Genomic DNA, 21,757 nt, shown 5'->3' with positions numbered 1-21,757 from the left:
GAGATCAGAATGTATCACATCGAGAGATATAGGAGGAACCCGGTCGTAGACTATCCGGAGCGCAGCTGGCCGGACCGGGAGATCGGAAAGGCGCCGGTCTGGTGCTCTGTGGATCTCCGCGACGGAAACCAGGCGCTGGTCGAGCCCATGGTTGTCGAGGAGAAGATGGAGATGTTCAAGCTCCTCCTAAAGCTTGGCTTCAAGGAGATAGAGATCGGCTTTCCGGCTGCGTCACAGCTGGAATTTGACTTCCTGCGTCAGCTCGCCTTCCGGAAGATGATACCTGAGGATGTCCACGTGCAGGTGCTGACGCAGTGCCGTGAGCATCTGATACGGCGCAGCTTTGAGGCGATAGAGGGCATCGCGAATCCGATCATACATATCTATAATTCTACAAACACGCTTCAGCGCGACGTCGTGTTCCATGCCTCCCGCGAGGAGATCAGACAGATCGCGGTGGACGGCGTTCGCATGGTGAAGCGCTACATGAAGGAGTTCGGGCGGAGCGACATCATCCTCGAGTACTCCCCTGAGAGCTTCATGGGGACGGAGCTTGACTTCTCTCTGGAGGTCTGCGAGGCGGTGCTCGATACCTGGGGCATGGCCACGCCGGAGCGTAAAGTGATTCTGAATCTGCCGCTGACGGTGGAGATGAACACACCGAACGTCTATGCCGATCAGGTAGAGTGGATGATACGAAACCTGAAGCAGAGAGAGTCCGTGATTGTCAGCGTGCATCCGCACAACGACAGGGGTACGGGCGTCGCGGCGACGGAGCTCTCCATCCTTGCGGGGGCGGACCGCGTGGAGGGGACGCTCTTCGGAAACGGGGAGCGCACCGGAAATGTGGACATCCTGACGGTCGCCTACAATATGTTCTCACAGGGGATAGACCCGGGGCTGAATCTCTCCAACGAGCAGGAGATCGCAGAGGTCTATGAGCGCTGCACGAAGATGAAGATACCGCCGCGTCATCCCTATGCGGGCGAGCTGGTATTCACCGCTTTTTCGGGCTCGCATCAGGACGCGATCAATAAGGGCATTCAGGCCATGCGGGATCGAAACAGTGCCTACTGGGCGGTACCCTATCTGCCCATAGATCCGAGTGATATCGGGCGGAGGTATCAGCCGGTGGTCCGGATCAACTCGCAGTCCGGAAAGGGCGGCGTCGCCTTCATCATGGATACCTTTTACGGCTTTCATCTCCCGAAGGGCATGCACAAGGAGTTCGCGGATATCATCCAGCGCATCTCCGAGCAGCAGGGCGAGGTGGCGCCGGAGCAGATATTCTCCGAATTCCATCGGCATTATATAGACTGCAAGGAGCCGATGCACTTCAGAAAGTGTCAGATCACAGATACGGAGCTGGAGGACGGAAGCTTTGCGACTCTGGCCAAGTGCAGCTTTACAGATCACGGCGAGGAGCGTCGCTTTGAGGGCGTCGGAAACGGCCCGATCGATGCAGTGCGCCACGGAATCGAGACTGCGCTCGGCATAGAGATAAGGGTTCTGGACTACTCCGAACACGCGCTGCGGCAGGGATCGAATGCGCAGGCGGCCTCCTATATCCACATTTTGGATATGGAGAGCGGCAGAACCACCTACGGCGTCGGGATTTCGAGCAATATCACGAGAGCCTCTCTGCGGGGGGTCTTCTCCGCGGTGAACCGTCTGTTCTATGCGAAGGAGCAGGACGGGGAGCATCCGGAGGAAGCGCATGAAGAGAAATAAACGCGTTGGTTCTTTATAAAAGGTGATGCGCAGCCCGAAGCCGCGCCGGCTGAGCCGGATCGGAGCCGGGCTGCGCGCGTGCGTCAGAGCAGGAAAGGAAGCCATATGAATGTCGCCTACGTCTCCAATGAAAACTATGCGAGACATCTCGCAGTTTCGCTCTGCTCCCTCTGCGACAGCAACGCGGATGCGGAGGAGCTGAATATCTATGTGATTTCAACCGGTATCGGGGAGCGCTCGAAGGAAAAGATACGGAGAACTGCGGACGCCTTCGGCCGGACGGTGGAGTTCCGGGATTTCTGGAATCTCGGGGCGCGCTTTGAGCGGTGTCCGGACACGGGAAGCTTTGATATCAGCACCATGGGGCGGCTCTTTCTGGGAGAGCTTCTGCCGGAGACGGCAGAGCGCGTGCTCTATCTGGACTGCGACACAGTGGTGCTGAAGCCGCTTGCAAGGCTCTGGGACACAAAGCTTGCGGGCTGCGTGCTCGCTGCGGTGCAGGAGCCGACCATCTATCCGGAGGTGAAGCGCTATCTCCATATGGAGGCGGAGGAGCCGTACTTCAACGCGGGGGTGCTGCTGATCGACTTAAAGCGCTGGAGAGAGGAGCGCATCACAGAGCAGCTGCTAAGCTACTACAGCGCGATCGAGGAGGAGAGCCTCTTCAACGATCAGGATGCACTGAACGGCTGCCTCGCGGGGCGCATACGGAGCGTCGCGCCGAAGTGGAATTTTTTTACAAACTACCGCTATTTCCGCTACGACACGCTCTGCAGGATGCAGCCCTCCTACCGGGTACATTCGCGCGAGAGCTTTGCCTTTGCGCGGCGGAAGCCCTCGATTGTCCATTTCGCAGGGGATGAGAGACCGTGGAAGGCGGGCGCGCTGAATCACTATGGAAAGGCCTATGAAGCCTATCTTGAGATGACGCCCTTTGCGGGGACGGAGAAGGAGAGGGGCAGTGAGTGGAAGCTCCTCATGTATCACGGTATGGATCTCATCACACCGGTGCTGCCGGGACTCAGAGCGAGAATCGGCCACCATTATGTGACGAAGCTCATTCGGGAGCGCAGCGCCCGGAGAAGGGAGAGGTGAGGCCTGTGAGGACAGTCTGTGTGATAGTGAATTACAATGACGCGGACACGACGATCGCACAGATCGAGCGGATACGGGAGTACAAAAGTCTCGATGCGGTCATTGTTGTGGATAATGCCTCCACGGACGCGAGTGCGCTGCGCCTGCGCTCCATGGTGCGGGACAAGGTGATTTTCGTCACCGCAGAGAAAAACGGCGGCTACGGCGCGGGCAATAATCTCGGCATACGCTACGCCTCGGAGGTGCTGCGGGCGGAGCGTGCGCTGATCGCAAATCCGGACGCGGAGTTCACGGACGCCTGCGTCGCCGCGCTCACGGAGACGATGGAGCGCCATCCGGAGCTTGCGGCGCTCGCCCCGGTGCAGCAGAACCCATCGCTCCCTGCGGAGGCCGGCATTCCGGGCAGCCGTCAGAATGTGCTCTCCGGCGCGGCGGCCTGGCCGCTTCGTCCCTGGCTCTACGATCTGCTGGAATCGGGCCCGCTCATGCGGCGCATCTTTGCACATATCCTGCATTATCCGCGCTGGCGCTACATCGGCAGGGAGCTGGTGCATGTGGACTGCGTGCCGGGCTCTCTTCTCATGGTGGATATTGATAAATTCCGTCAGAGCGGCGGCTATGACGAGGAGATATTTCTCTATGAGGAGGAGTATGTCCTCGGCTGGAAGCTGCGCTTCCATGGCTTTCGGACCGGACTTCTTATGACGGAGCACTATCTCCACAGGCACGCGGTGAGCATAAGGCGGAGCTATCAGCGGCTTCTGGAGCGGCAGCGGCTCAGGGAGGCGGCAACCCTTCAGTATTACAGGCGCTACCTCGAGGTATCGGGAGCGCAGCTTCTCGTCACGAGACTCTTTCACGCGGTGGTGAAGCTCGAGGCGCGTTTCCTCGGCAGGTTCCTATGAGGGAGCAGGAGCTGCGGGCTGCCGTTCGAAGCCGGGCGGAAATGAATTTGTGGAGTCGCCTGCTCTTCGGCAGCGATCAGCGGATCGGGGAGAGAAATATCCTCTGGAATATGCTTGGGAGCGCCGTCTACGCACTGACCAGCATGCTGCTCGGTGCGGCGGTGACGCGCTGCCTCGGAGCGGATGCGGGCGGGATATTCTTTTTCGCCTTCTCGACCTTCGGACAGCAGATGTTTATTGTCGCCTACTTCGGGATGCGGCCTCTGCAGATCACGGATGCCGCGGGGCGTTTTAGCTTTGCGGAGTACCGGCACTTTCGCTGTCTCAGCTGCCTTGCGGCCGCTGTGCTCTCTCTGGGCTACGCCCTGATATGCACGGAGGCGGGGATGGCGCGAAGCGTTCTGCTTCTCATGGCGCTCTACAAGGTGCTGGACGGCTACGCGGACTGCTATGACTCCGAATTCCAGCGGCAGGGAAGGCTCTATCTCGCGGGAAAGAGCAATGCCTTCCGCACGCTCCTCTCCGTGCTTCTCTTTACGGGGGCGATGCTTAAGACGGGCGATCTCGTCTTAAGCTCTGCTGCGGCGGTGCTGGGGCAGGGACTCTCGCTGCTTCTGTTCTGCGTGCTGCCGCTCCGGGAATTCCGGGCAGTCTCCTTCCGGCGGCAGCGGGGCAGTGCATGGGCGCTGTTTCAGAGGAGCAGGTGGCTCTTCGTGTCCAGCTTTCTGGATCTCTACATCTTCGCGGCGTCCAAGTATGCGGTGAATCGGCATATGAGCAGCGCGGACAATGGCTACTACACCACGATATTCATTCCGACCTCGGTCATCAACCTCATGGCGAATTTCGTGATACGTCCGGTGCTGACCGGGCTCTCAGAGAAGCGGGAGCGCGGAGATCGCGCGGGCTTTCTCGGGCTCCTGCAAAAGATCGCGCTGCTCATCGCGATCTTCACGCTGCTGGGGGCCGGCGCAGCCTGGCTGCTGGGCATTCCTGTGCTCTCGCTCCTTGTGGGGGCGGAGGCAGGGGCGGCGCTCCGCCCGTACCGGGGAGCGCTGATCGAGGTGATTTTCGGCGGAGGCTTCTATGCGCTGCTGAATCTGTTATACTATGTACTGGTTATTCTTGAGGCGCAGCGGAGCATCTTCCTGATCTACGGAGGGACGACGGTCTTCGCCTGGCTCATTTCGGATGTGATGGTGCTGCGGCGGGGCATTCCCGGCGCGGCGGAGGCTTACCTCCTCACCATGCTGCTGCTCACGCTGTGCTTTCTTTTCAGTGCGGCGCAAAGACTCAGGCGTGATGAGAGGCTGAATGTAGAGGAGAGGGCATGAACAGGGAGAAGCTGCGGGTAGATGTCATCATCCCCGCCTACAGACCGGACGCGCGTTTTCTCCTGCTGATGCGGCGCCTGTTCCGCCAGAGCGTGAGGCCGCAGAAGGTCATCATCATGAACACGGAGCGGGAACTCTGGGAGCGCTCCGGTGTGGAGGCAGAGCTCAGAAAGCTGGGCGTCCTTTCGCACTGTGAGCTTCACCACATCCGGAAGGCGGAGTTCGACCACGGACACACGCGGAATCTCGGCGTGCGGTACTCGGATGCCCCCTGCTTTATCATGATGACGCAGGACGCGGTTCCGGCGGACGAGTATCTCATTGAGCGACTTCTGGAACCGCTGCTTCCGGAGAAGGCAGCTTCACCGGGGGGCGATGTGCGGAACCATAAGGAGGCCTGTGCGGCCTTGCAGGGCGCAGAGCGAGGGGGCGGCAGAGTGGCGCTCTCCTACGGGCGTCAGCTTCCGAACCGCGACGCGGACGCGATCGAGCGTCTCACGCGGGCGTATAATTACCCTGCGAAGAGTTTTACGAAGGGAATTGAGGACCTCCCGCGGCTCGGGATCAAGACCTTCTTCGCCTCAGATGTCTGTGCGGCCTATGACCGGGCGGTCTTTGACAGGCTGGGCGGCTTCACGGACCGGGCCATCTTCAATGAGGACATGATCTACGCCGCGGGGCTGCTTCGCGCAGGCTACCGCATCGCCTATGCGGCGGAGGCGCGCGTGCGTCACTCGCATAATTACAGCCCGGCTCAGCAGCTGCACCGGAACTTTGACCTGGCAGTCTCGCAGGCGGAGCATCCGGAGGTCTTCTCCGGCATCCGGAGCGAGGGCGAGGGCATACGCATGGTGCTTCGCACCGCAAAGGGGCTGTGCAGAGAGGGACATGCGGGATTGCTGCCCCGTCTTGTGCTGCTGAGCGGCGCGAAGTATCTGGGCTATCGCCTCGGAAAGAGCCACCGGGCGCTGCCGCGAAAGCTCACGCGGCGGCTCAGCATGAGCCCCGGATACTGGGACAGGAGATCAGGACAGGAGAGAGCGGATGAATGACATCCTTGTGATAATACCTGCTTACAATGAGGAGGCGAATATCGCCGGAGTCGCGGAGCGCCTCATCCGGGAGCATCCCGGGCTGGATTACCTCATTGTGAACGACGGCTCCGTGGACGGGACGCAGGAGATATGCAGACAGCGCGGGTTTCACACCCTGAATCTGCCGGTGAATCTCGGATTGGCGGGGGCCTTCCGCGCGGGGATGCGCTATGCAGACCGAAGGGGCTACCGCTACGCCGTGCAGTTCGACGGAGACGGGCAGCACCGGGCGGAGTATATCCTTCCCATGCGGGAGAAGATGGACGATGGCTACGATATCGTGATCGCATCCCGCTTTGTCACGGAGAAGAAGCCGCACTCGGCGCGCATGCTGGGAAGCCGTCTCATCTCCGCTGCGCTGCGGCTTGCTTCCGGCGCGCGGATTCAGGATCCGACCTCTGGGATGCGGATGTACAGCCGAAGGATGATAGAGCTCTTTTCGGATCACATCAACTATCCGCCGGAGCCCGACACACTTTCCTGGCTCGTGAAGAACGGGGCGCGGGTCGCGGAGATTCAGGCGGTCATGGACCTTAGAGTCGCGGGGGTGAGCTATCTCACACCCCTGAATGCGGTAAAATATATGAGCCGGACGCTGCTCTCTATCCTGTTCATACAGAGCTTTCGCAGTAAGGACAGGGACAGGACGGCGCGGAGAGAGAGTGAGGGGAGGCTATGACCTGGACACTGAGGCTGATACTGATCGTTGTTTCTCTGGCGGCCACCGCCGGAGTGACAGGGCGCATACGGAAGGCGAAAATGCAGATCGAGGACGCGGTGTTCTGGGTGCTCTTCTCCTTTCTGCTCATCCTGCTGGCGCTCTGCCCGCCGCTGCTCTACTTCTTCACCGGGCTTCTGGGCATGCAGTCTCCGGCGAATCTTCTGTTTCTGGTGATCATCGGGCTGTTGATTTTAAAGGTCTTCTCCATGAGTGTGCGGCAGTCTCTCCTTGAGGAAAAGCTCTCGACGCTCGCGCAGGAGCTGGCTCTGAAGGAGCTTGCTGAGGAGGAGAGAGAGAGCCTATGACTGAGCTGCTGCTATTTCTGCCCCTGCTGCTTGCGGGAGGCTATCACGGTCTGAATGTGCTGGATGCGGTGAGGCAGAGCGGGGACAGGCTCCCTCTGGAGCTCTACGGCTTTCTGTTGCTCATGACATTTGGCTTTGCGGGCAGACTTCTGTATCTGCTCCCGCAGCAGAGGGAGCGTATGCACCGCGTGTTTTTTGTGAGCGGCCTCTCGCTGGGGCTTCTCTTCATGTTTGCGATGCCGGGGCTCTCCGCGCCGGACGAGATGAGTCACTACAGCAGTGCCTATCGCCTCTCCTCGCGGCTGCTCGGCGCGCCGGAGCTCACAGAGGCGGGACTTCTCGCGGTGCGGGCGGGGGACTATCCGCTGGAGGATCTTAGCGGCGTGAAGACGCCGGAGATCGGGGATGATGTCGAGCCGGTGCCGGAGGTGCTGGGGAACCCGCTGCGCCTCTCGACCTATCGCGCGATCCGCGACTGGGACCGGCGCTATGCGGGCGGAGAGGAGCTCGTCTCCTCGGCGCTCCCGGACGTGCGGACTACTCCTGTGATGTACCTTCCGCAGGCGCTCGGCTTTGCGGCAGCGCGTCTCCTTAAGCTGAACGCACCGACTCTTTTGGCTCTCGGAAAGCTGATGAATCTCCTCGTCTACCTGCTGCTCACCGCGGCGGCGATACGCCTCCTTCCCTTCGGGAAGGAAGCGCTGTTCGGTGCGGCCCTGCTCCCGATGAGCCTGCACCTCGCGGGCTCGCTCTCCTATGACGCGGGGATACTCGGGACCTCCTTTCTCCTGACTGCTGAGATTCTGCATCTTCGCTATGGCGAGGCCGAGCTTAAGGGGCGGGATATGCTTCTTCTCATCCTGCTCACTGCGGCCCTCGGCCCATGCAAGATGGTGTACGCGCCACTGGTGCTGCTCTTTTGTCTCGTCCCCGCGGAGCGCTGCGGCGGGAGAAAGAAAAAGCTGCTCTGCTTCGCGGCGCTGCTTGCGGCGCTGATGCTCGCGATGCTCTTGGTGAATGCGGAGATCATCCGGGCCTATGCGTCCGCGGGACGGGAGCTGTCTGCGGCATCAGGGGCAGCGGAGGACGCTGCTCCGGCGCTGGTGGATGCGCGCGCGGGCTACACGGTGTCGGAGCTCATTCGCCGGCCGGTCTTTATAGCCCGCATGGTTCTGAACAGCTTCTCCCTGCAGAGCGGCATGCTGCTCACAGGTATGATCGGGATGCAGCTCGGCAACATGGATCCTCTGCTCGGCGCGCCCTTCTTTGCGGTGCTGCTCTACATGGGCGGGCTCCTGCTCCTCTCACTTCGGGAGGAGTGGGAGGCAGAGCGCCTGAGCCTTAAGACACGCGGCGCGTTTGCCGGCATTTCCCTCGTCGTGATCCTGCTCATCGCGGGCGCGATGCTCATCTCCTGGACTACGAGGGAGGCGGCAATGATCGAGGGCATACAGGGGCGCTATTTTCTTCCTCTGCTGCCGCTGCTGCTCGCCGCGGTGGGAACGGGGGGAATACGCCTTCGGCGGGGGCTTAAGCTCCGCGTGCTTCAGTGCTTTATCATTCTGGACAGCTACGTGGCGCTGCGCATCTTTGCGCTCGCCTGCATGAGACTGTAGGATGCAACCACACATTCACTCGCCGGGTACATCTTTTGCCCGCCGGCATGAGACTGTCGTGATATTGGAGAATATGGAAAAACTATGAGAATGATCGTTCAATTTCTGGGGGAGACCCTGAGAGCCAGGCGGCTCATCTGGGATCTCGCCAGGGCGGATTTCAGGAAGCGCTTTGTCGGCTCCTACTTCGGCGTGGTCTGGATGTTTGTGCAGCCGGTAGTCACGGTGCTCATCTACTTTATGATATTTCAGCTCGGCTTCAAGAGCGCGCCGCCGATTCCCGGCGTTCCCTATGTGCTATGGCTGGTACCCGGCATCGTCCCCTGGTTCTTCTTCAACGAGGCGCTGAATGCCGGAACCGCCTGTCTTCAGGAGTACCACTATCTCGTGAAGAAGGTAGTTTTCAACGTGGAGGTGCTGCCGGTGATCAAGCTGGTCTCCTGCGCGGTGGTTCACGCGATCTTTGTTGCGATCATGATCGGGATGTTCTTCTGCTACGGGCGGCTGCCCATGGCGACCTGGGTGCAGCTTCTGTACTATAGTTTCGCGCTCTCGGTGAACATACTGGCGGTGACGCTCTTCACGACTGCGATCAATGTCTTTTTTAAGGATATGGCGCAGATTGTGAGCATCTGCCTGCAGTTCGGGATGTGGCTCATCCCTATCATGTGGGCGCCTGAGATGTTTCCGGGCTTTCCGGCGCGGCTTCAGCAGCTGCTGAAGCTGAATCCCGTTTACTATGTCGTGACGGGCTACCGCGACAGCATGCTCGCCGGGAACTGGTTCTGGGAGCGCCCCATGCAGAGCGTCTATTACTGGGTGGTGACGCTTCTGCTTCTGTATATCGGTCTCCGGGTGTTCCGGAGGCTGCGCCCGCATTTCCCGGATGTGCTGTGAGGAAAGGAAAGTATGGATAAGGATCTGGCGATCTCCGTGCAGGAGGTCAGTAAGATATACCGGCTCTACGACCGGCCGATTGACCGGCTGAAGGAGTCGCTGAGTCTGTCGCACAAGTCGTACCACAGGGATTTCTTTGCGCTGGACAAGATCTCCTTTGAGGTGAGGAAGGGGCAGACGGTCGGCATCATTGGCACGAACGGCTCGGGCAAATCGACGATACTGAAGATCATCACCGGCGTGCTGAACCCGACCACAGGGAAGGTGGAGGTCGCGGGAAATATCTCTGCGCTTCTGGAGCTCGGCGCCGGCTTCAATTCCGACTACACCGGCATCGAGAATATCTACATGAATGGCACGATGATGGGCTTCTCGCGGCAGCAGATGGATGAGAAGATGCAGGATATTCTGGACTTTGCGGATATCGGCGACTTCGTGAACCAGCCGGTGAAGACCTACTCCTCCGGAATGTTTGTGCGTCTCGCCTTTGCGCTGGCCATCAACGTGGAGCCGGAGATACTCATCGTGGACGAGGCGCTCTCCGTCGGTGACGTCTTCTTTCAGGCGAAATGCTACCGCCGCATGGAGGAGATGATGAAGAACGGCACGACCATACTTATGGTGAGCCATGACATGGGAAGCATCATCAAGTACTGCGACAAGGTGATACTCTTAAACCGCGGGAGCTTCGTCGCGGAGGGAGAGGCCGGAAAGATGGTCGATCTCTACAAGAAGATACTGGCAAACCAGATGGACGAGCTCGCCGAGGCGCTGTCGGAGGGAGAAGAGCCACGGGGCGCAGGGGAGGGGCAGGACGCGGATCATGCCTCCCTCCCCGGGGAGCCCGCCGGAAATGAGGGTATTGGGGCGGCGGAGTGCGGAGGAAGCTCTGCTTTGCCGCAGGAGGCCAAGGCTATAGACGGCAGACGCATGCGGGATCGCATGACCCTGAATCCGGAGGTGCAGGAGTACGGGGACGGGAGAGCGGAGTTTCTGGATTTCGGGACTCTCGACCAAAACGGCAGCGTGACAAACCTCCTCCTGAAGGGGGAGATGTTCAGCATCCGCGAGCGCATCCGCTTCCATGCGGCGCTGGAGGCCCCGATCTTCACCTACACGATCCGGGATAAGAAGGGAACGGATCTGAGCGGGACGAACACGCTCTTCGAGGGGAGCGAGGTTCATTCCGTGAAGGAGGGGGATTGCTACGAGGTGGAGTTCAGGCAGAAGATGAGTCTGCAGGGCGGGGAGTATCTGCTCTCCATGAGCTGCACCGGCTTTGAGAACGGCGAGCACGTCGTGTATCACCGCCTCTACAATGTGGCGAGTCTCACCGTAATCTCCAACAAGAACACAGTGGGCGTTTACGACATGGATTCCCAGGTCGCACTGAAATATACGCCCGCGGAAAGCAGTGAAGCATGAGCGAGAGAACAGCAGAATTACGAAGACTCTATGAGCACTTTGGAGGCGATACGGGGAGGCTGCTTTCAGAGTATCCGGAGCTCTCGAATCTCTGCGTCTTTTCTGACCGGAGAGAGGGCCTTCTGGAGTGGTTTTCATTCCGGGCGCACGCCTCGCTCCTAAGCGTGGGCAGCGGCCTGGGCGCGCTGCTGCCGCTGTACTTAAGACGGGGACTCTCCGTCACGCTTCTGGACAGCGACAGGGAGGCGCTGGAGTTCAGTCTCCTCCGGGCGCAGAATAAAGGTGGAGAGAGCAGGGAGCAGCCCGCGGTGCGGACCCTCTGCGGCACGATTTCAGAGCTCCCGGACACAGCGCGCTACGACTATATCATCTTTGACGGGACGCTTCACAGAGAGGACAGCGCGGCAGTGGAGCGCGCGAAGCAGCTGCTCACGCCGGAGGGGGTGCTCATTGTCGCCGTGGACAATGCCTACGGCGTCCGCGCCTTCACGGGTGCAGAGACGGAGGAGAACGCCATGGGGCGGGAGAGCCTCTGCCGCCTGCTCTCCGCGGGAGAGCGCGGCGCTGTGAGCTGCTACTATCCGGAGCCGCTCCGCACCCTGCCGAATGAGCTCTACTCTGAGCGACGTCTCCCAGGGGAGGGCGAGCTGTCCCGCGTGATTCCCGCCTACGGTTTTCCGCTCTACACGGCGATCAATCCAGGTGAGAAGTACGACGCCATATGCAGGGAGGGGCTGTTCCCACAGTTTGCGGATGCCTATCTCTGCTTCTGGCAGCGGGAGGACGCAGCCGGAGCCCGCTTCGCGGATACGGCGATCTATGTGAAGTACAACCGGAACCGGAGAGCAGAGTATCAGCTGAAGACTGTGATCCGCGAGGACGGGGGCAGGCGCTGGGTGGAGAAGGTGGCGCTCTCTGAGGCCGGACGGCAGCATATTCAGGATTTCCGGAGGCGGAGAGAGCTTCTGCTCTCGGAGGGCAGCGGCATTCGCTACGCGGAGGCAGAGCTCTCGGAGGACGGCATGTGCGCGCGCTTCCCGTGGGTGGAGGGCGAGAGCCTCACGGCGCTTCTGCTCCGGGAGATCCACAGCGGCAGAGCTGTGACAGAGGTGCTTTCCGAGGCGCTGCAGCGTGTGCTCGGTGCGGGGGAGGTTCATAACCTCGATTCCATCTTTGACAATTTTCTGGTGCAGGAGAGAGCGGAAGGCATCGCGGAGGCAGAGCTGAGCGGCATCGACTACGAATGGGTGTCGGAGACGCCCGTGGAGCGGGGCTTTGTCCGCTACCGCGCGCTGCGCGCATTCTATGAGTCCCAGCGGGAGAGTCTGAAGCTCCCGGAGAAGGAGGTCTTTTTCCGGAGCTTTGGAACAGACGCGGCAGAGCTCAAGCGCTTTGAGGAGCAGGAGGCAGCGTTTCAGAGGCGCATCGCCGGAGAGGAGCAGGCGGTCTATCTGGATCGCTTTGTCTCGGAGCTCCGGAGCCGGGAGACCATTGAAACGACCGAGCGCGATCTGAGGATTGCGAATGAGCGGCTCTCCGGCTTCCGCGCGGAGCTGAAGGAGAAGGATGCCGCGATACGGAAGATGACGGAGGTGAAGCGTCTCACGGACAATCATGTCACGAATCTTGAGATCATGATTTCGGATCTCCGGCGGGAGGCACAGGCCGCTGGCGAGCTGATGCGCTATCTTGGCAGGCACCAGACTCTTCTGTCCCGCATCCGCAGAAGGCTCGGAGACAGCTTCAACGCAAGGTATCCGCGCGGCTCAAGAGAGCGGAAGCGTCTTGCCTATCGGAAGCAGGCACTGCTGCATCCCATCCGGCACTACCGGCTCACATCCACGGAGGAGGGGCGAAACCTCATAGAGGGAGATTTTGCGATCGGCGACATTTACCGCGAGCACGGACGGCTGCACTTTCCGCACCAGGACGCACCGCTGGTGAGCATTGTCATCCCCTGCTACAACCAGATCGAATACACCTACGCCTGCCTGCTCTCGATTCTTCAGCATACGCAGGGGATCCCGTATGAGATCATCATCGCGGATGATGTCTCCACGGACGAGACGCGACATCTGGAGCGCTTTGCCGGGGGACTCATCATCAGCCGCAACAGCGTGAATCAGGGCTTTCTGCGGAACTGCAATCAGGCCGCTGCAAAGGCGCGCGGGGAGTATATTTTCTTCCTGAACAATGACACGAAGGTCACGGAGGGGTGGCTCGACTGGCTTTTGAAGCTCATTCAGTCGGATGCGCGCATCGGCATGGTCGGCTCGAAGCTCGTCTACCCGGACGGGAGACTTCAGGAGGCGGGCGGCATCATATGGAGCGACGCCTCCGGCTGGAATTACGGGCGGCTTCAGGATCCGGACGCGCCGGAGTATAACTACGTGAAGGATGTCGACTATATGTCCGGGGCGGCCATACTCATACGGCGCCCGCTCTGGGAGGAGATCGGCGGCTTTGATGAGCGCTATGCGCCTGCCTACTGTGAGGACAGCGATCTCGCCTTCGAGGTGCGGCGTCACGGCTACCGCGTGGTCTATCAGCCGAAGTCCGTGGTGATCCACTTCGAGGGAGTGTCCAACGGCACGGATGTGCAGGGCACGGGTCTGAAGCGCTACCAGATCGAGAACACAGAAAAGCTGAAGGAGAAGTGGAAGGAGGAGCTGCAGCAGCAGTTTGAGAATATCGGCAGCCCGGATCCCTTCCGGGCGAGAGAGCGAAGCCGCGGGAAGAAGATTGTCCTTGTCGTGGATCACTATGTGCCGACCTTTGACCGGGATGCGGGCTCCCGCACGACCTGGCAGTATCTCCAGATGCTGGTGAAGCAGGGCTTTCAGGTGAAGTTTCTCGGCGACAATTTCGCGCACGAGGAGCCCTATACCACGGCGCTGCAGCAGCTCGGCATCGAGGTGCTCTACGGACAGGAGATGCAGGTGGGTATCTGGGAGTGGATTGAGCGGCATGAGAGGGATATTCACCTCGTGTACCTGAACCGCCCGCACATCGCGTCAAAGTATATTGACTTCATTCAGTCGCGCACAGGGCTCAAGGTGCTCTACTACGGGCACGATCTGCACTTTCTGCGGGAGCGGAGAGAGTATGAGCTCACCGGAGATCCGGAGAAGAGAGAGTCCTCGGACTACTGGAAGTCAGTGGAGCTCTCGCTCATGCACAAGGCGGATATGTCCTTCTACCCCTCGGAGGTGGAGTGTGAGGCGATCCGCAGGCTAGACCCGGGGATTCGGGTGAAGGCGCTGACCGCCTATCTCTGGGACAGCTTCCCGGAGGATATAGAGACGGACTATGAGAGGCGCGAGGGCCTGCTCTTCGTGGGTGGCTTTGCGCATCCGCCGAATGCGGATGCGGTGCTCTGGTTTCTGGATGAGGTCTGGCCGAAGCTTCAGGGCGGGAAGAAGCTGAATTTTTATATCGTCGGGTCAAAGGCCCCGGAGGAGATCTCCGCGCGCCACGATCCGGAGCACGGTGTTCATGTGCTGGGCTTTGTCTCCGACGAGGAGCTGCGTTCACTCTATAACCGCTGCCGTCTGGTGGTGGTTCCGCTCCGCTATGGCGCGGGGGTGAAGGGAAAGGTGATAGAGGCGCTCTACTACGGCGCAGCTGTGGTGACGAGCTCCGTCGGCGCAGAGGGGATTCCGGGAGCAGAGGAGGTGATGTGCATCGCAGATCACGCCGACGCGCTCGCGGAGGCGATACGCTCCCTCTACCCGGACAGCGCTGCGCTGCGCGCCCTCTCTCTGCGGGCGCAGCTGTACGTGCGGGAGCACAACAGCATGGAGGCGGCGTGGAAAGTTGTGGCGGAGGATTTTCTGAGCTGAGTATTGAATGCGGAGCCGGGAGAGGCGGTGTGACCGTCATTCCGTGTGGCACGCCTCTCACAGAATCTGCTCCTGCCGGGACAGAAAGCCGGAGCTTCGCAGTGCGGGAGACTCTCTTTCTGCGTCTTCCTGCGGGTTGGAAAACTTTGCGCGGAAAGCACTTGCGAAAACAGCGCATTTGCGGTACAATCGGATTCGTTGAAGCGATCTTTAAGATCGCTTCTTACGGGGGCGTAGCTCAGCTGGGAGAGCACCACGTTCGCAACGTGGGGGTCATGGGTTCGAATCCCACCGTCTCCAGCAAAGCAATATAATCCGAACCTTTATCCAATCGGAAACGGGTTCGGATTTATTGTTTATTTCGAAGAAATTGAAGATTGGTAAACGCAAAAACGGGAGGCTGCCGCGCATGGCAATCCTCCCGCTGTCTTTATGCAGTGCCGCTTTTCTCAGCGCCTTTCTTCTCTTTCCATTCGGTGAAAGCCCGCTGACCTGCGTCGCTTTCGTAATACTTCTGAATGACCGGAAGAAGACTTCTTGCTAAAGATTTATATACAAACTCCGGAATTTCGGCAGTGTCGATTTCGTTTGCCTCAATGGCGTTTCTTTTATCCATTCGTTTCCTCCCTTCACGGCCTACAGGCGCGTTTTGCAGCGCGGATAAGTAAAAATATATGCCCACCGCGTTTGCAGCGCTTACAGGGCACAAAACATTTGATTTTCGACCTTTATCCCGACAGTATTTCGCCTGTCTTCTTTGGCTGAATCAGCTTTGCATTGGATGGGTAATTGAGTGTGATCAGCGCGGGCTTGTCAAGCCCCTGCTTCTTTCTGAAGATCAATCCACAAGATTCCAGTTCCCTGAATATCCGCGTCGCGCATTGTCGGCTGCGGTGCAGTTTTTTCTGTGCCTGTTCAACAGTGAAGTACAGACGTACCGTGCCGTCCGACTGATAAAGCCGTTGACCTTTGAAATACTGGCTCTGTCCAGCATGAGCGCATACAGCACCTTTGCGTCGTTTGAAAGATCCGCGAGGCTGTCCTCCATGAGAAACCGTGGAAACGGTATGTAAGATGCTGAGAGGCTTTCGACAGTAAAGCACAAAAAGTTCTCTGCCATTGTGACCTCCTATCCAATCTTATCTATCCTCGAATTGTATTGATAGATTGATGGATGACTATATTAAGAGCTAATTTATTTCTTGTTGAATTGAGTATGAATTTCATCCTCTGTGACCGTTTGGAAATCGACTGTCCTGCAATCCAATAACGGAACGGGCTGGGCAGTCAGGCTACCCACTGTCTGAAAACCCAGAGACGGAAAATCCATATGTGAAAAATCCCGATGTGGTTATAACTTGTTCTTTTGACATTGCTTCAACAGCTCCCATATCTCAGATTGCTTGGCTTTCAGATCGGCTATATCGTCCTCGTAGAAATGTCCTGTACTGTTGATGCGGCGGCATATCTGATTGATATTTGCGCCCACCTTACTGACAGCGGCGGCGAGTTTCTTTTGTTCGGTGTAATCCACCTTTATGATGTAGCCGTCAATCGCCATCTTCCGGAGATATGCTCCTCTGTTGCGGGTGCCAAGCTGCGCCATCTTGCTTTTGATTAGCTGGTTTTCATGTTCCGACACACAGAACTCAATGCGTATCGGGCGGGTGCGGTCTGCCATATAATCACTCCTTTTTGTGCTGCCTCTTACACTACAACGGACATGGATTGTAAGTTTTTGGGGGCAGCGAAAATTCTTTTTTTGAAATGAGCCTGTCACTATCCAACGGACAATTTTTGTAGGAAACTTGGTAGTCGAACTGAAAAATATCTCCCTACTTTAGAGCGGTGCCCGTAAAATAGGAAAAAATTAAAAGTCCCGATTTTTGGGGAGAGTACGGCGTGACTTCGGTCACGCCGTTTCTCTTTGCATCAATAAGCTTAGAGAAAGCTGTTATACAGCGTCCGGCAACCCCGGAGGAAATTCTGGAGGATAAACAACTGCGGGATCGGCTCTATACTGCGGTGATGGTTCTGCCCGACAAGCAAGCCAAAAGAATCTACGCAAAGTATTACCTGGGTATGAGCGCCAGGGAAATTGCTCAGGCCGAGGGCGTTGATCCCCACCGAGTGCGTGACAGTATCCATCTTGGCCTAAAAAAGTCGGCTAAATCCTTTTAACAGGCGTCCGCATTATGCCGTTTTTGTCAGTACCTATACACTTTAGCGGTTTGGCAAAATGGAACCTATTCTTATTCCATTAAATCTTCTGTGTCACTTTCAGAAGAAGAATGGGCGAAAGTTTTTGAAAAGAACGATCAGTATGAAACTATAGATGAATAACTCTGCTGAATTGACAAAATCTCAATTTACAGCACAAATCAAAATAAAACTCGGTATCCTGCTAACTGCAGTCGCATAAAACAGGATACCGGGTTTTGATTATTTATATTCTGACATCTGTCTGTGGGATTGTAGGCAGTGTCTGCAACACCATAGAACGCTACCGTAAAGGCCCGGAGGACAAGACAAAGTGGGTCGTAGATGAAGCAGCAGCATTGGTAGTCAAGCGCATTTTCAAGCTGTGCATGGAAGTGCGAGGCCCGATGCAGATAGCAAAGCTCTTGCAGGAGGAAAAGGTGCTTAATCCCACCGCTTACAAGAAGCGCGAGGGCATCAAGACACCCAGCCCGGAAACCGCTGATCCGTTGGCAGCATCTGGAACCGCCCACGGCGCAAGCGATACGTGCGCTTTCTGCCGGTTACCCGGACCAGAAAGCAGGTTCAAAATCCAATTGTTGCAAATACGTCGCCGGATTCATATTTTCCTTAGCAGAGTCTTAGTTGGTCCCCAGTTGCTGCCCGAAAATATCTCTCGCTTTAAGCGCGATGGATACTTTTTCAATAAATTCATAGTCATCTAAATTCAGCAGGTTTTTTGCCTGACCGATTCGAAATCGGACTGTATTTTCATGCTTCCCCACCTTGCCTGCCGCTCTTTTGACATCTCCATTGCATTCAAGATATACAGAAACTGTTTCCAAGAGATCTTGCTTTATTAGCGGGTCAAGAATGCTGCTGCAAAAATTCCTCAGGATTTGATGATTTTTCAGCGGCAGCAGCAACTGATAGACAGACAGCGCATCATATCCCATTGGAGATTTTCCCAATACTCCTCCTATTTCGTCCGCCGAAAGGGCCTGGCGAAATGCAGAAGAAAACTGCTTTACGCTCACCGCAGCCGAGCTGTAGCCCATGGAATGCTCTGGCGCATAATAGGAAAAAATGGGCATCATCTGCTGCAGCATACTGTTGATTTCTCTCCGCCCCTGACAAGGCAGCACAAAAAAGGCTCCTTCCAAATATTTAAATAAGGGAACTTTAAATTGTATCGCCACATCTTTCTTCAGCATTTGAAGCCGCCGATGACTCAGCCCCTGAAAGGTCGCATGCACAACGGTGTAGTCAGATTGAATATGCGGTGCAAGGTGCCGGTAAATGTTCCGCTGCTCAGCATCAGAAAGTTCTTTGCTCAGCAGGTGGAAAATTTTATTTTCCAGTAATAACTCTGATTGATCTGATATGATGAGTTCGGAAATGTCATGTATGAGCGCACCATAAGGAACTGTCCCGTCAATGTGAATAATCGGAAAATCCCGCGAATCGGCAAGTTCGATCACACTTTGTGGAAACTGCGGCAGAAACTCATTCAGCGCAATGCAACAAGCACTTCCCATCTGAATATAAAACGAAATTGCATCATATATCTTTGCCTCCATATCTTTATTCATATAGAAGCTACAGATAAAAGCATCTCCACTTAAAATCAAGTCTGCATCCACAAGGGGATTGATCGGACAATCTGTAAAGTTGATCCGCAAAACCTCCCGGTCAAGTCCATTCTTCCCTGCAATTACCTTGGCAGAGTTAAGAATATCCAGCTGCAAAACATCGCTTACCGTAACGCTCACAACAAGCACCTCCTTGTCATTAATTATGCAGCCATGAGCAAAACGCAAGAAACGCAGTAACTGCAATGGTTCCCGGCCATGGCTGAAATCGAAAATCACTCATATGGTATAGAAAGCGGAGCCCCTTTTTGGTAAAATTGACTTGAGAGAAAACCAACCGGAAAGGGGCTGGCCGCTATCTACCGACAGGAAATCATTCAGGATGTGACGCTGTTCACATCCCAAAGCGCCGCCATGTTTTACGACAAGCTTTTCAGCAGTCTGGACTTCACGCTGCCCAGGGCGGCAACCGGGCGGCGGGGCTTTCCGAAGGAAGCCATGGTCTGCGCTTTTATCGTTATGAAATGCGAGGGTTTCACGCAGATCACAGATTTGATGGATTATCTGGACAACAACCGCATCATCGCCCACTATTGCGGGTTCAATATCATGGAGCCGCTGTCGTCCTATTGGACGTATGACCGCTGCCTGCGGCAGTTGGACAACGGTGCGTTGAAAGCGATCATGGCTGACCTGGTATGGCAGCTGTATGAATTGGGGATCGTGGACGCATCCTTCATCGGTCTGGACTCTACACCCGTTGCAGCAAATACAAAGCAGAACAACCCGAAATCCTTTGCAAAAAACAAGTTCTCCAAGGAAACCCACCCGAAAAGCGACCCGGATTGCGCCTTGGGCGTCCACTCGGCCTCCAACCAGCACAATGAGCGGCGGTATGAGTTCTACTGGGGCTACAAAAGTCATGTGCTGGTGGACTGCATCTCTGGGCTGCCGCTCTACGAGCTGACCACGCCGGGCAATATCGCCGATTCTGCCGTCGCCGCTGAGATCCTCGCGGCCGCGGATCAGACGATTTCTTTGAAGGAATGCGCCTTCCTTGCCGACAAGGGCTACGATGTGAAAAACATCTACAACACCGTGAAAACGGTCTATGAGGGCGAGGCATTTATCCCCCTCAATCCGCGTGGTACGAAGGTTCTGAAAACGCTTCCTGCCGGCAATCCGGTCTGTGAGGCCGGGTTGGCTATGCACAAGGATGGCAAGACCACCGACAATAATCGTACCCGGCAGAAATACTGCTGCCCTTTCCGCCAGTCCAAGACCAGCGTTTGCCCCTGTAACCACAAAAACTGGAACAACGGCAAGAAAAACAGGGGCTGCACGAAATACAAGACCGTTCCAAACGATTACAGGCTTTCCATTGACAGGGAATGCCGATGGAGTAAACCTGTTGTCAGTTGGAAAAGAATAGAATTAACCTATGATACTTTGACTCGACTTTTATTTTCATCATTTTACAGTTCTACTTATGAGCTGTCAAAATCAAATCAGCCTTAGATGCCCCCTTATTGAAGCCGCCTTCCTTGCGCTTGTTCCGGGAATACTTGCCTGTATCAGCTCAATGTAACTTTTCGCCTTATTATAATGCTCTTTCCTTATTTCCCTTAATGCTACTTCTCTGACAGGCACGCAGTCCGTTCCTATAGCTTTGATAATTCGCTGCTTTCTGCTGTATCGTACAAGGTCTATAAGTTTGCCTCTACCGTGGTTTCTCTCATAACATCTAAGCTTACTCATTCTGTCTGCACCAACCTGGCTCCATCCCATAGGTCTTGAACTCAACCGGTCTGATAAAACATGGCTCTCATGGCTCTCTGCACTACATCCGTTCAGCATACTGTTTCGCATTGTCCTTCTTATCGCAGACCAGTTTTGGATAACGTATGTCTGCAATTTTTCAATGCTGTCTGTATTTCTTGCCGACCTGAGCATTTCATTTGTGTACGCTATAAATCTTTCCTTTGTTTTCGTGATTTCCTGCTTTGAAGGCAATACTCTTGTTGCTTCCCTATAGCTTGTTTTGAGTGCTTCTGTCAGAAGCAAGACCTCAGCTTCTTCGGTAAATCTTTCGTTCCTTGTAAGACCTGTCAGTGCCTCCAAAAGATAACTGTAGCTTCCATCTGCTTTCTTCTTAAAATACGTACAATCAAAGGAAACATCTCCAACGGAGCTTATCACAGTGCGCCTGTCATTCCTCTGAATACTGTAGTGCTCATTCCTCCATGGGCATTCACATATCTGCTTATTAACGCTTGTAAGAACTTCTCCCAGAAATCCTGCCGAGAATGCCTCTGTTGATGCCTTGGTCGCCTTCTCCAAAGCATGAAAGTCTTTAGGATTCTTAAAAAATTCATCCTCAGCTTCAATTAAGCGATTAACCAATGTCTCCAGTAATGATACAATGTTCATGAGAGTAGTCTCCTTTGATATATAGTTTTTTAGGCGAAACCATTATATCAAAGGTTATGACTACTCTCATTTTTTATTACTTATTCAACTGACAAAATCTTTACTCTATTGGGAATGCCTGCGTTTTAAGCGTATCTATGCCTTGCGTACAGAGTGTGAGCGTTACAATTCCCGTTTCAAATCCACAGGTCAGGAACGGCTGTGGGTGCGTAACGGAAACAGCGCGGCAAACCTCAATACGCTGGCCCACATCTCCGCTTTAGCGGTCGCGCTGGCCGCCGTTCTGCACGGCTCTCACTCCTACCGTTCTGCCAAACAGCTTCGGCGTTCCGCCTGATCTGTCTTTTCCATACCTTTTGCAGGCGCGGAGTTTACCGCGCTATGGTTTTTGCGCCCTTGAGATGCCCTAATCTCTTTTGCTTCCCATTTGCCTGTTTGCAGGCCGCTCCTTCCGCCTGTTTTGCTCATCTCTATTAATTATGCATTAGTATAATCAAGCCTTCTTAAGATGTCAAATTATACTTGCAGAATAAATGGAAAATTATAAAAATTACAGAAATTTAAATCAAAT

General features: G+C 56.1%; 17 protein-coding genes, 1 tRNA gene and 1 pseudogene. 14 read left to right on the top strand and 5 right to left on the bottom strand.

The features are described 5' to 3' along the window. Positions 1–9 precede the first annotated feature (9 nt). The 12 genes from leuA (at position 10) to J2S20_RS07415 (ending at position 15,265) form a co-directional block, all read left to right on the top strand. On the top strand, positions 10–1,731 hold the full coding sequence (gene leuA / locus J2S20_RS07470; RefSeq protein WP_106612096.1) for a 2-isopropylmalate synthase: 1,722 nt from the start codon (positions 10–12) through the stop codon (positions 1,729–1,731). 78 nt (positions 1,732–1,809) lie between these two features. Next, complete coding sequence (locus J2S20_RS07465; RefSeq protein WP_307254678.1) at positions 1,810–2,826, top strand: glycosyltransferase family 8 protein; 1,017 nt, start codon at positions 1,810–1,812, stop codon at positions 2,824–2,826. 5 nt (positions 2,827–2,831) lie between these two features. Next, positions 2,832–3,731 carry a glycosyltransferase gene (locus J2S20_RS07460; protein WP_307254676.1) on the top strand — a complete coding sequence of 300 codons (900 nt, stop codon included), beginning with the start codon at positions 2,832–2,834 and terminating at the stop codon, positions 3,729–3,731. 41 nt (positions 3,732–3,772) lie between these two features. Further along, positions 3,773–5,065, top strand: coding sequence for a lipopolysaccharide biosynthesis protein (locus tag J2S20_RS07455; protein WP_307254674.1), 1,293 nt, complete (start codon positions 3,773–3,775; stop codon positions 5,063–5,065). Beyond that, complete coding sequence (locus J2S20_RS07450) at positions 5,062–6,117, top strand: glycosyltransferase family 2 protein (protein WP_106612092.1); 1,056 nt, start codon at positions 5,062–5,064, stop codon at positions 6,115–6,117. Before J2S20_RS07455 ends, J2S20_RS07450 begins: the two co-directional genes overlap by 4 nt. Further along, positions 6,110–6,838, top strand: coding sequence for a glycosyltransferase family 2 protein (locus J2S20_RS07445; protein ID WP_106612091.1), 729 nt, complete (start codon positions 6,110–6,112; stop codon positions 6,836–6,838). Before J2S20_RS07450 ends, J2S20_RS07445 begins: the two co-directional genes overlap by 8 nt. After that, positions 6,835–7,185 carry a DUF2304 domain-containing protein gene (locus tag J2S20_RS07440; RefSeq protein ID WP_106612090.1) on the top strand — a complete coding sequence of 117 codons (351 nt, stop codon included), beginning with the start codon at positions 6,835–6,837 and terminating at the stop codon, positions 7,183–7,185. Before J2S20_RS07445 ends, J2S20_RS07440 begins: the two co-directional genes overlap by 4 nt. After that, positions 7,182–8,801 carry a DUF2142 domain-containing protein gene (locus J2S20_RS07435; protein WP_307254669.1) on the top strand — a complete coding sequence of 540 codons (1,620 nt, stop codon included), beginning with the start codon at positions 7,182–7,184 and terminating at the stop codon, positions 8,799–8,801. The genes J2S20_RS07440 and J2S20_RS07435 overlap by 4 nt, the downstream gene beginning before the upstream one ends. 84 nt (positions 8,802–8,885) lie before the next feature. After that, positions 8,886–9,698 (top strand): ABC transporter permease, encoded by an 813-nt coding sequence (locus J2S20_RS07430; RefSeq protein WP_334307394.1) that lies wholly within the window; start codon positions 8,886–8,888, stop codon positions 9,696–9,698. Between the two features lie 12 nt (positions 9,699–9,710). Continuing rightward, complete coding sequence (locus J2S20_RS07425; RefSeq protein WP_106612088.1) at positions 9,711–11,123, top strand: ABC transporter ATP-binding protein; 1,413 nt, start codon at positions 9,711–9,713, stop codon at positions 11,121–11,123. Then, positions 11,120–14,965 (top strand): glycosyltransferase, encoded by a 3,846-nt coding sequence (locus J2S20_RS07420; RefSeq protein ID WP_307254664.1) that lies wholly within the window; start codon positions 11,120–11,122, stop codon positions 14,963–14,965. Before J2S20_RS07425 ends, J2S20_RS07420 begins: the two co-directional genes overlap by 4 nt. 227 nt (positions 14,966–15,192) lie before the next feature. Next, a tRNA-Ala gene (locus tag J2S20_RS07415) sits at positions 15,193–15,265 on the top strand. Between the two features lie 130 nt (positions 15,266–15,395). Here J2S20_RS07415 and J2S20_RS07410 read toward each other — a convergent pair. From J2S20_RS07410 to J2S20_RS07400, 3 genes are all read right to left on the bottom strand, one after another. Then, complete coding sequence (locus J2S20_RS07410) at positions 15,396–15,581, bottom strand: hypothetical protein (RefSeq protein ID WP_307254661.1); 186 nt, start codon at positions 15,579–15,581, stop codon at positions 15,396–15,398. A 222-nt stretch (positions 15,582–15,803) separates the two neighbouring features. Then, on the bottom strand, positions 15,804–16,085 hold the full coding sequence (locus J2S20_RS07405) for a replication initiator protein A (RefSeq protein ID WP_307254659.1): 282 nt from the start codon (positions 16,083–16,085) through the stop codon (positions 15,804–15,806). A 231-nt stretch (positions 16,086–16,316) separates the two neighbouring features. Continuing rightward, on the bottom strand, positions 16,317–16,646 hold the full coding sequence (locus J2S20_RS07400; RefSeq protein WP_307254657.1) for a plasmid mobilization protein: 330 nt from the start codon (positions 16,644–16,646) through the stop codon (positions 16,317–16,319). 284 nt (positions 16,647–16,930) lie between these two features. On the opposite strand from J2S20_RS07400, the pseudogene J2S20_RS07395 reads away from it, so the two are divergent. Next, positions 16,931–17,146, top strand: a pseudogene (locus J2S20_RS07395) (sigma factor-like helix-turn-helix DNA-binding protein); the annotation flags it as partial. A 659-nt stretch (positions 17,147–17,805) separates the two neighbouring features. On the opposite strand, the gene J2S20_RS07390 reads toward J2S20_RS07395, so the two are convergent. Continuing rightward, positions 17,806–18,936: a PucR family transcriptional regulator gene (locus J2S20_RS07390; protein ID WP_307254655.1), complete on the bottom strand. Its 1,131-nt coding sequence runs from the start codon at positions 18,934–18,936 to the stop codon at positions 17,806–17,808. Between the two features lie 204 nt (positions 18,937–19,140). Here J2S20_RS07390 and J2S20_RS07385 point away from each other — a divergent pair, with 204 nt between their 5' ends. Then, positions 19,141–20,274, top strand: coding sequence for a transposase (locus J2S20_RS07385; protein WP_307254653.1), 1,134 nt, complete (start codon positions 19,141–19,143; stop codon positions 20,272–20,274). Here the strand turns inward: J2S20_RS07385 and J2S20_RS12345 are convergent. After that, on the bottom strand, positions 20,260–21,186 hold the full coding sequence (locus J2S20_RS12345) for a UPF0236 family transposase-like protein (protein ID WP_416389001.1): 927 nt from the start codon (positions 21,184–21,186) through the stop codon (positions 20,260–20,262). The two genes, J2S20_RS07385 and J2S20_RS12345, sit on opposite strands and share 15 nt — an antisense overlap. Positions 21,187–21,757: the final 571 nt, after the last annotated feature.

Origin of the sequence: Moryella indoligenes (assembly GCF_030812885.1) — a bacterium.
Classification (GTDB): Bacteria; Bacillota; Clostridia; order Lachnospirales; family Lachnospiraceae; genus Moryella; species Moryella indoligenes.
Note: the sequence above shows the minus strand (reverse complement) of the source record. Positions and strands in the feature narration are given on the sequence as shown.

Excerpts from the sequence above, each read along its gene's own strand:
- J2S20_RS07410 (WP_307254661.1), bottom strand. The coding sequence starts at position 15,581 with ATGGATAAAAGAAACGCCATTGAGGCAAACGAAATCGACACTGCCGAA.
- J2S20_RS07445 (WP_106612091.1), top strand. The coding sequence starts at position 6,110 with ATGAATGACATCCTTGTGATAATACCTGCTTACAATGAGGAGGCGAAT.
- J2S20_RS07435 (WP_307254669.1), top strand. The coding sequence starts at position 7,182 with ATGACTGAGCTGCTGCTATTTCTGCCCCTGCTGCTTGCGGGAGGCTAT.
- J2S20_RS07405 (WP_307254659.1), bottom strand. The coding sequence starts at position 16,085 with ATGGCAGAGAACTTTTTGTGCTTTACTGTCGAAAGCCTCTCAGCATCT.
- J2S20_RS07420 (WP_307254664.1), top strand. The coding sequence starts at position 11,120 with ATGAGCGAGAGAACAGCAGAATTACGAAGACTCTATGAGCACTTTGGA.
- J2S20_RS07455 (WP_307254674.1), top strand. The coding sequence starts at position 3,773 with ATGAATTTGTGGAGTCGCCTGCTCTTCGGCAGCGATCAGCGGATCGGG.
- J2S20_RS12345 (WP_416389001.1), bottom strand. The coding sequence starts at position 21,186 with ATGAACATTGTATCATTACTGGAGACATTGGTTAATCGCTTAATTGAA.
- J2S20_RS07400 (WP_307254657.1), bottom strand. The coding sequence starts at position 16,646 with ATGGCAGACCGCACCCGCCCGATACGCATTGAGTTCTGTGTGTCGGAA.
- J2S20_RS07440 (WP_106612090.1), top strand. The coding sequence starts at position 6,835 with ATGACCTGGACACTGAGGCTGATACTGATCGTTGTTTCTCTGGCGGCC.
- J2S20_RS07430 (WP_334307394.1), top strand. The coding sequence starts at position 8,886 with ATGAGAATGATCGTTCAATTTCTGGGGGAGACCCTGAGAGCCAGGCGG.
- J2S20_RS07450 (WP_106612092.1), top strand. The coding sequence starts at position 5,062 with ATGAACAGGGAGAAGCTGCGGGTAGATGTCATCATCCCCGCCTACAGA.
- J2S20_RS07425 (WP_106612088.1), top strand. The coding sequence starts at position 9,711 with ATGGATAAGGATCTGGCGATCTCCGTGCAGGAGGTCAGTAAGATATAC.
- leuA (WP_106612096.1), top strand. The coding sequence starts at position 10 with ATGTATCACATCGAGAGATATAGGAGGAACCCGGTCGTAGACTATCCG.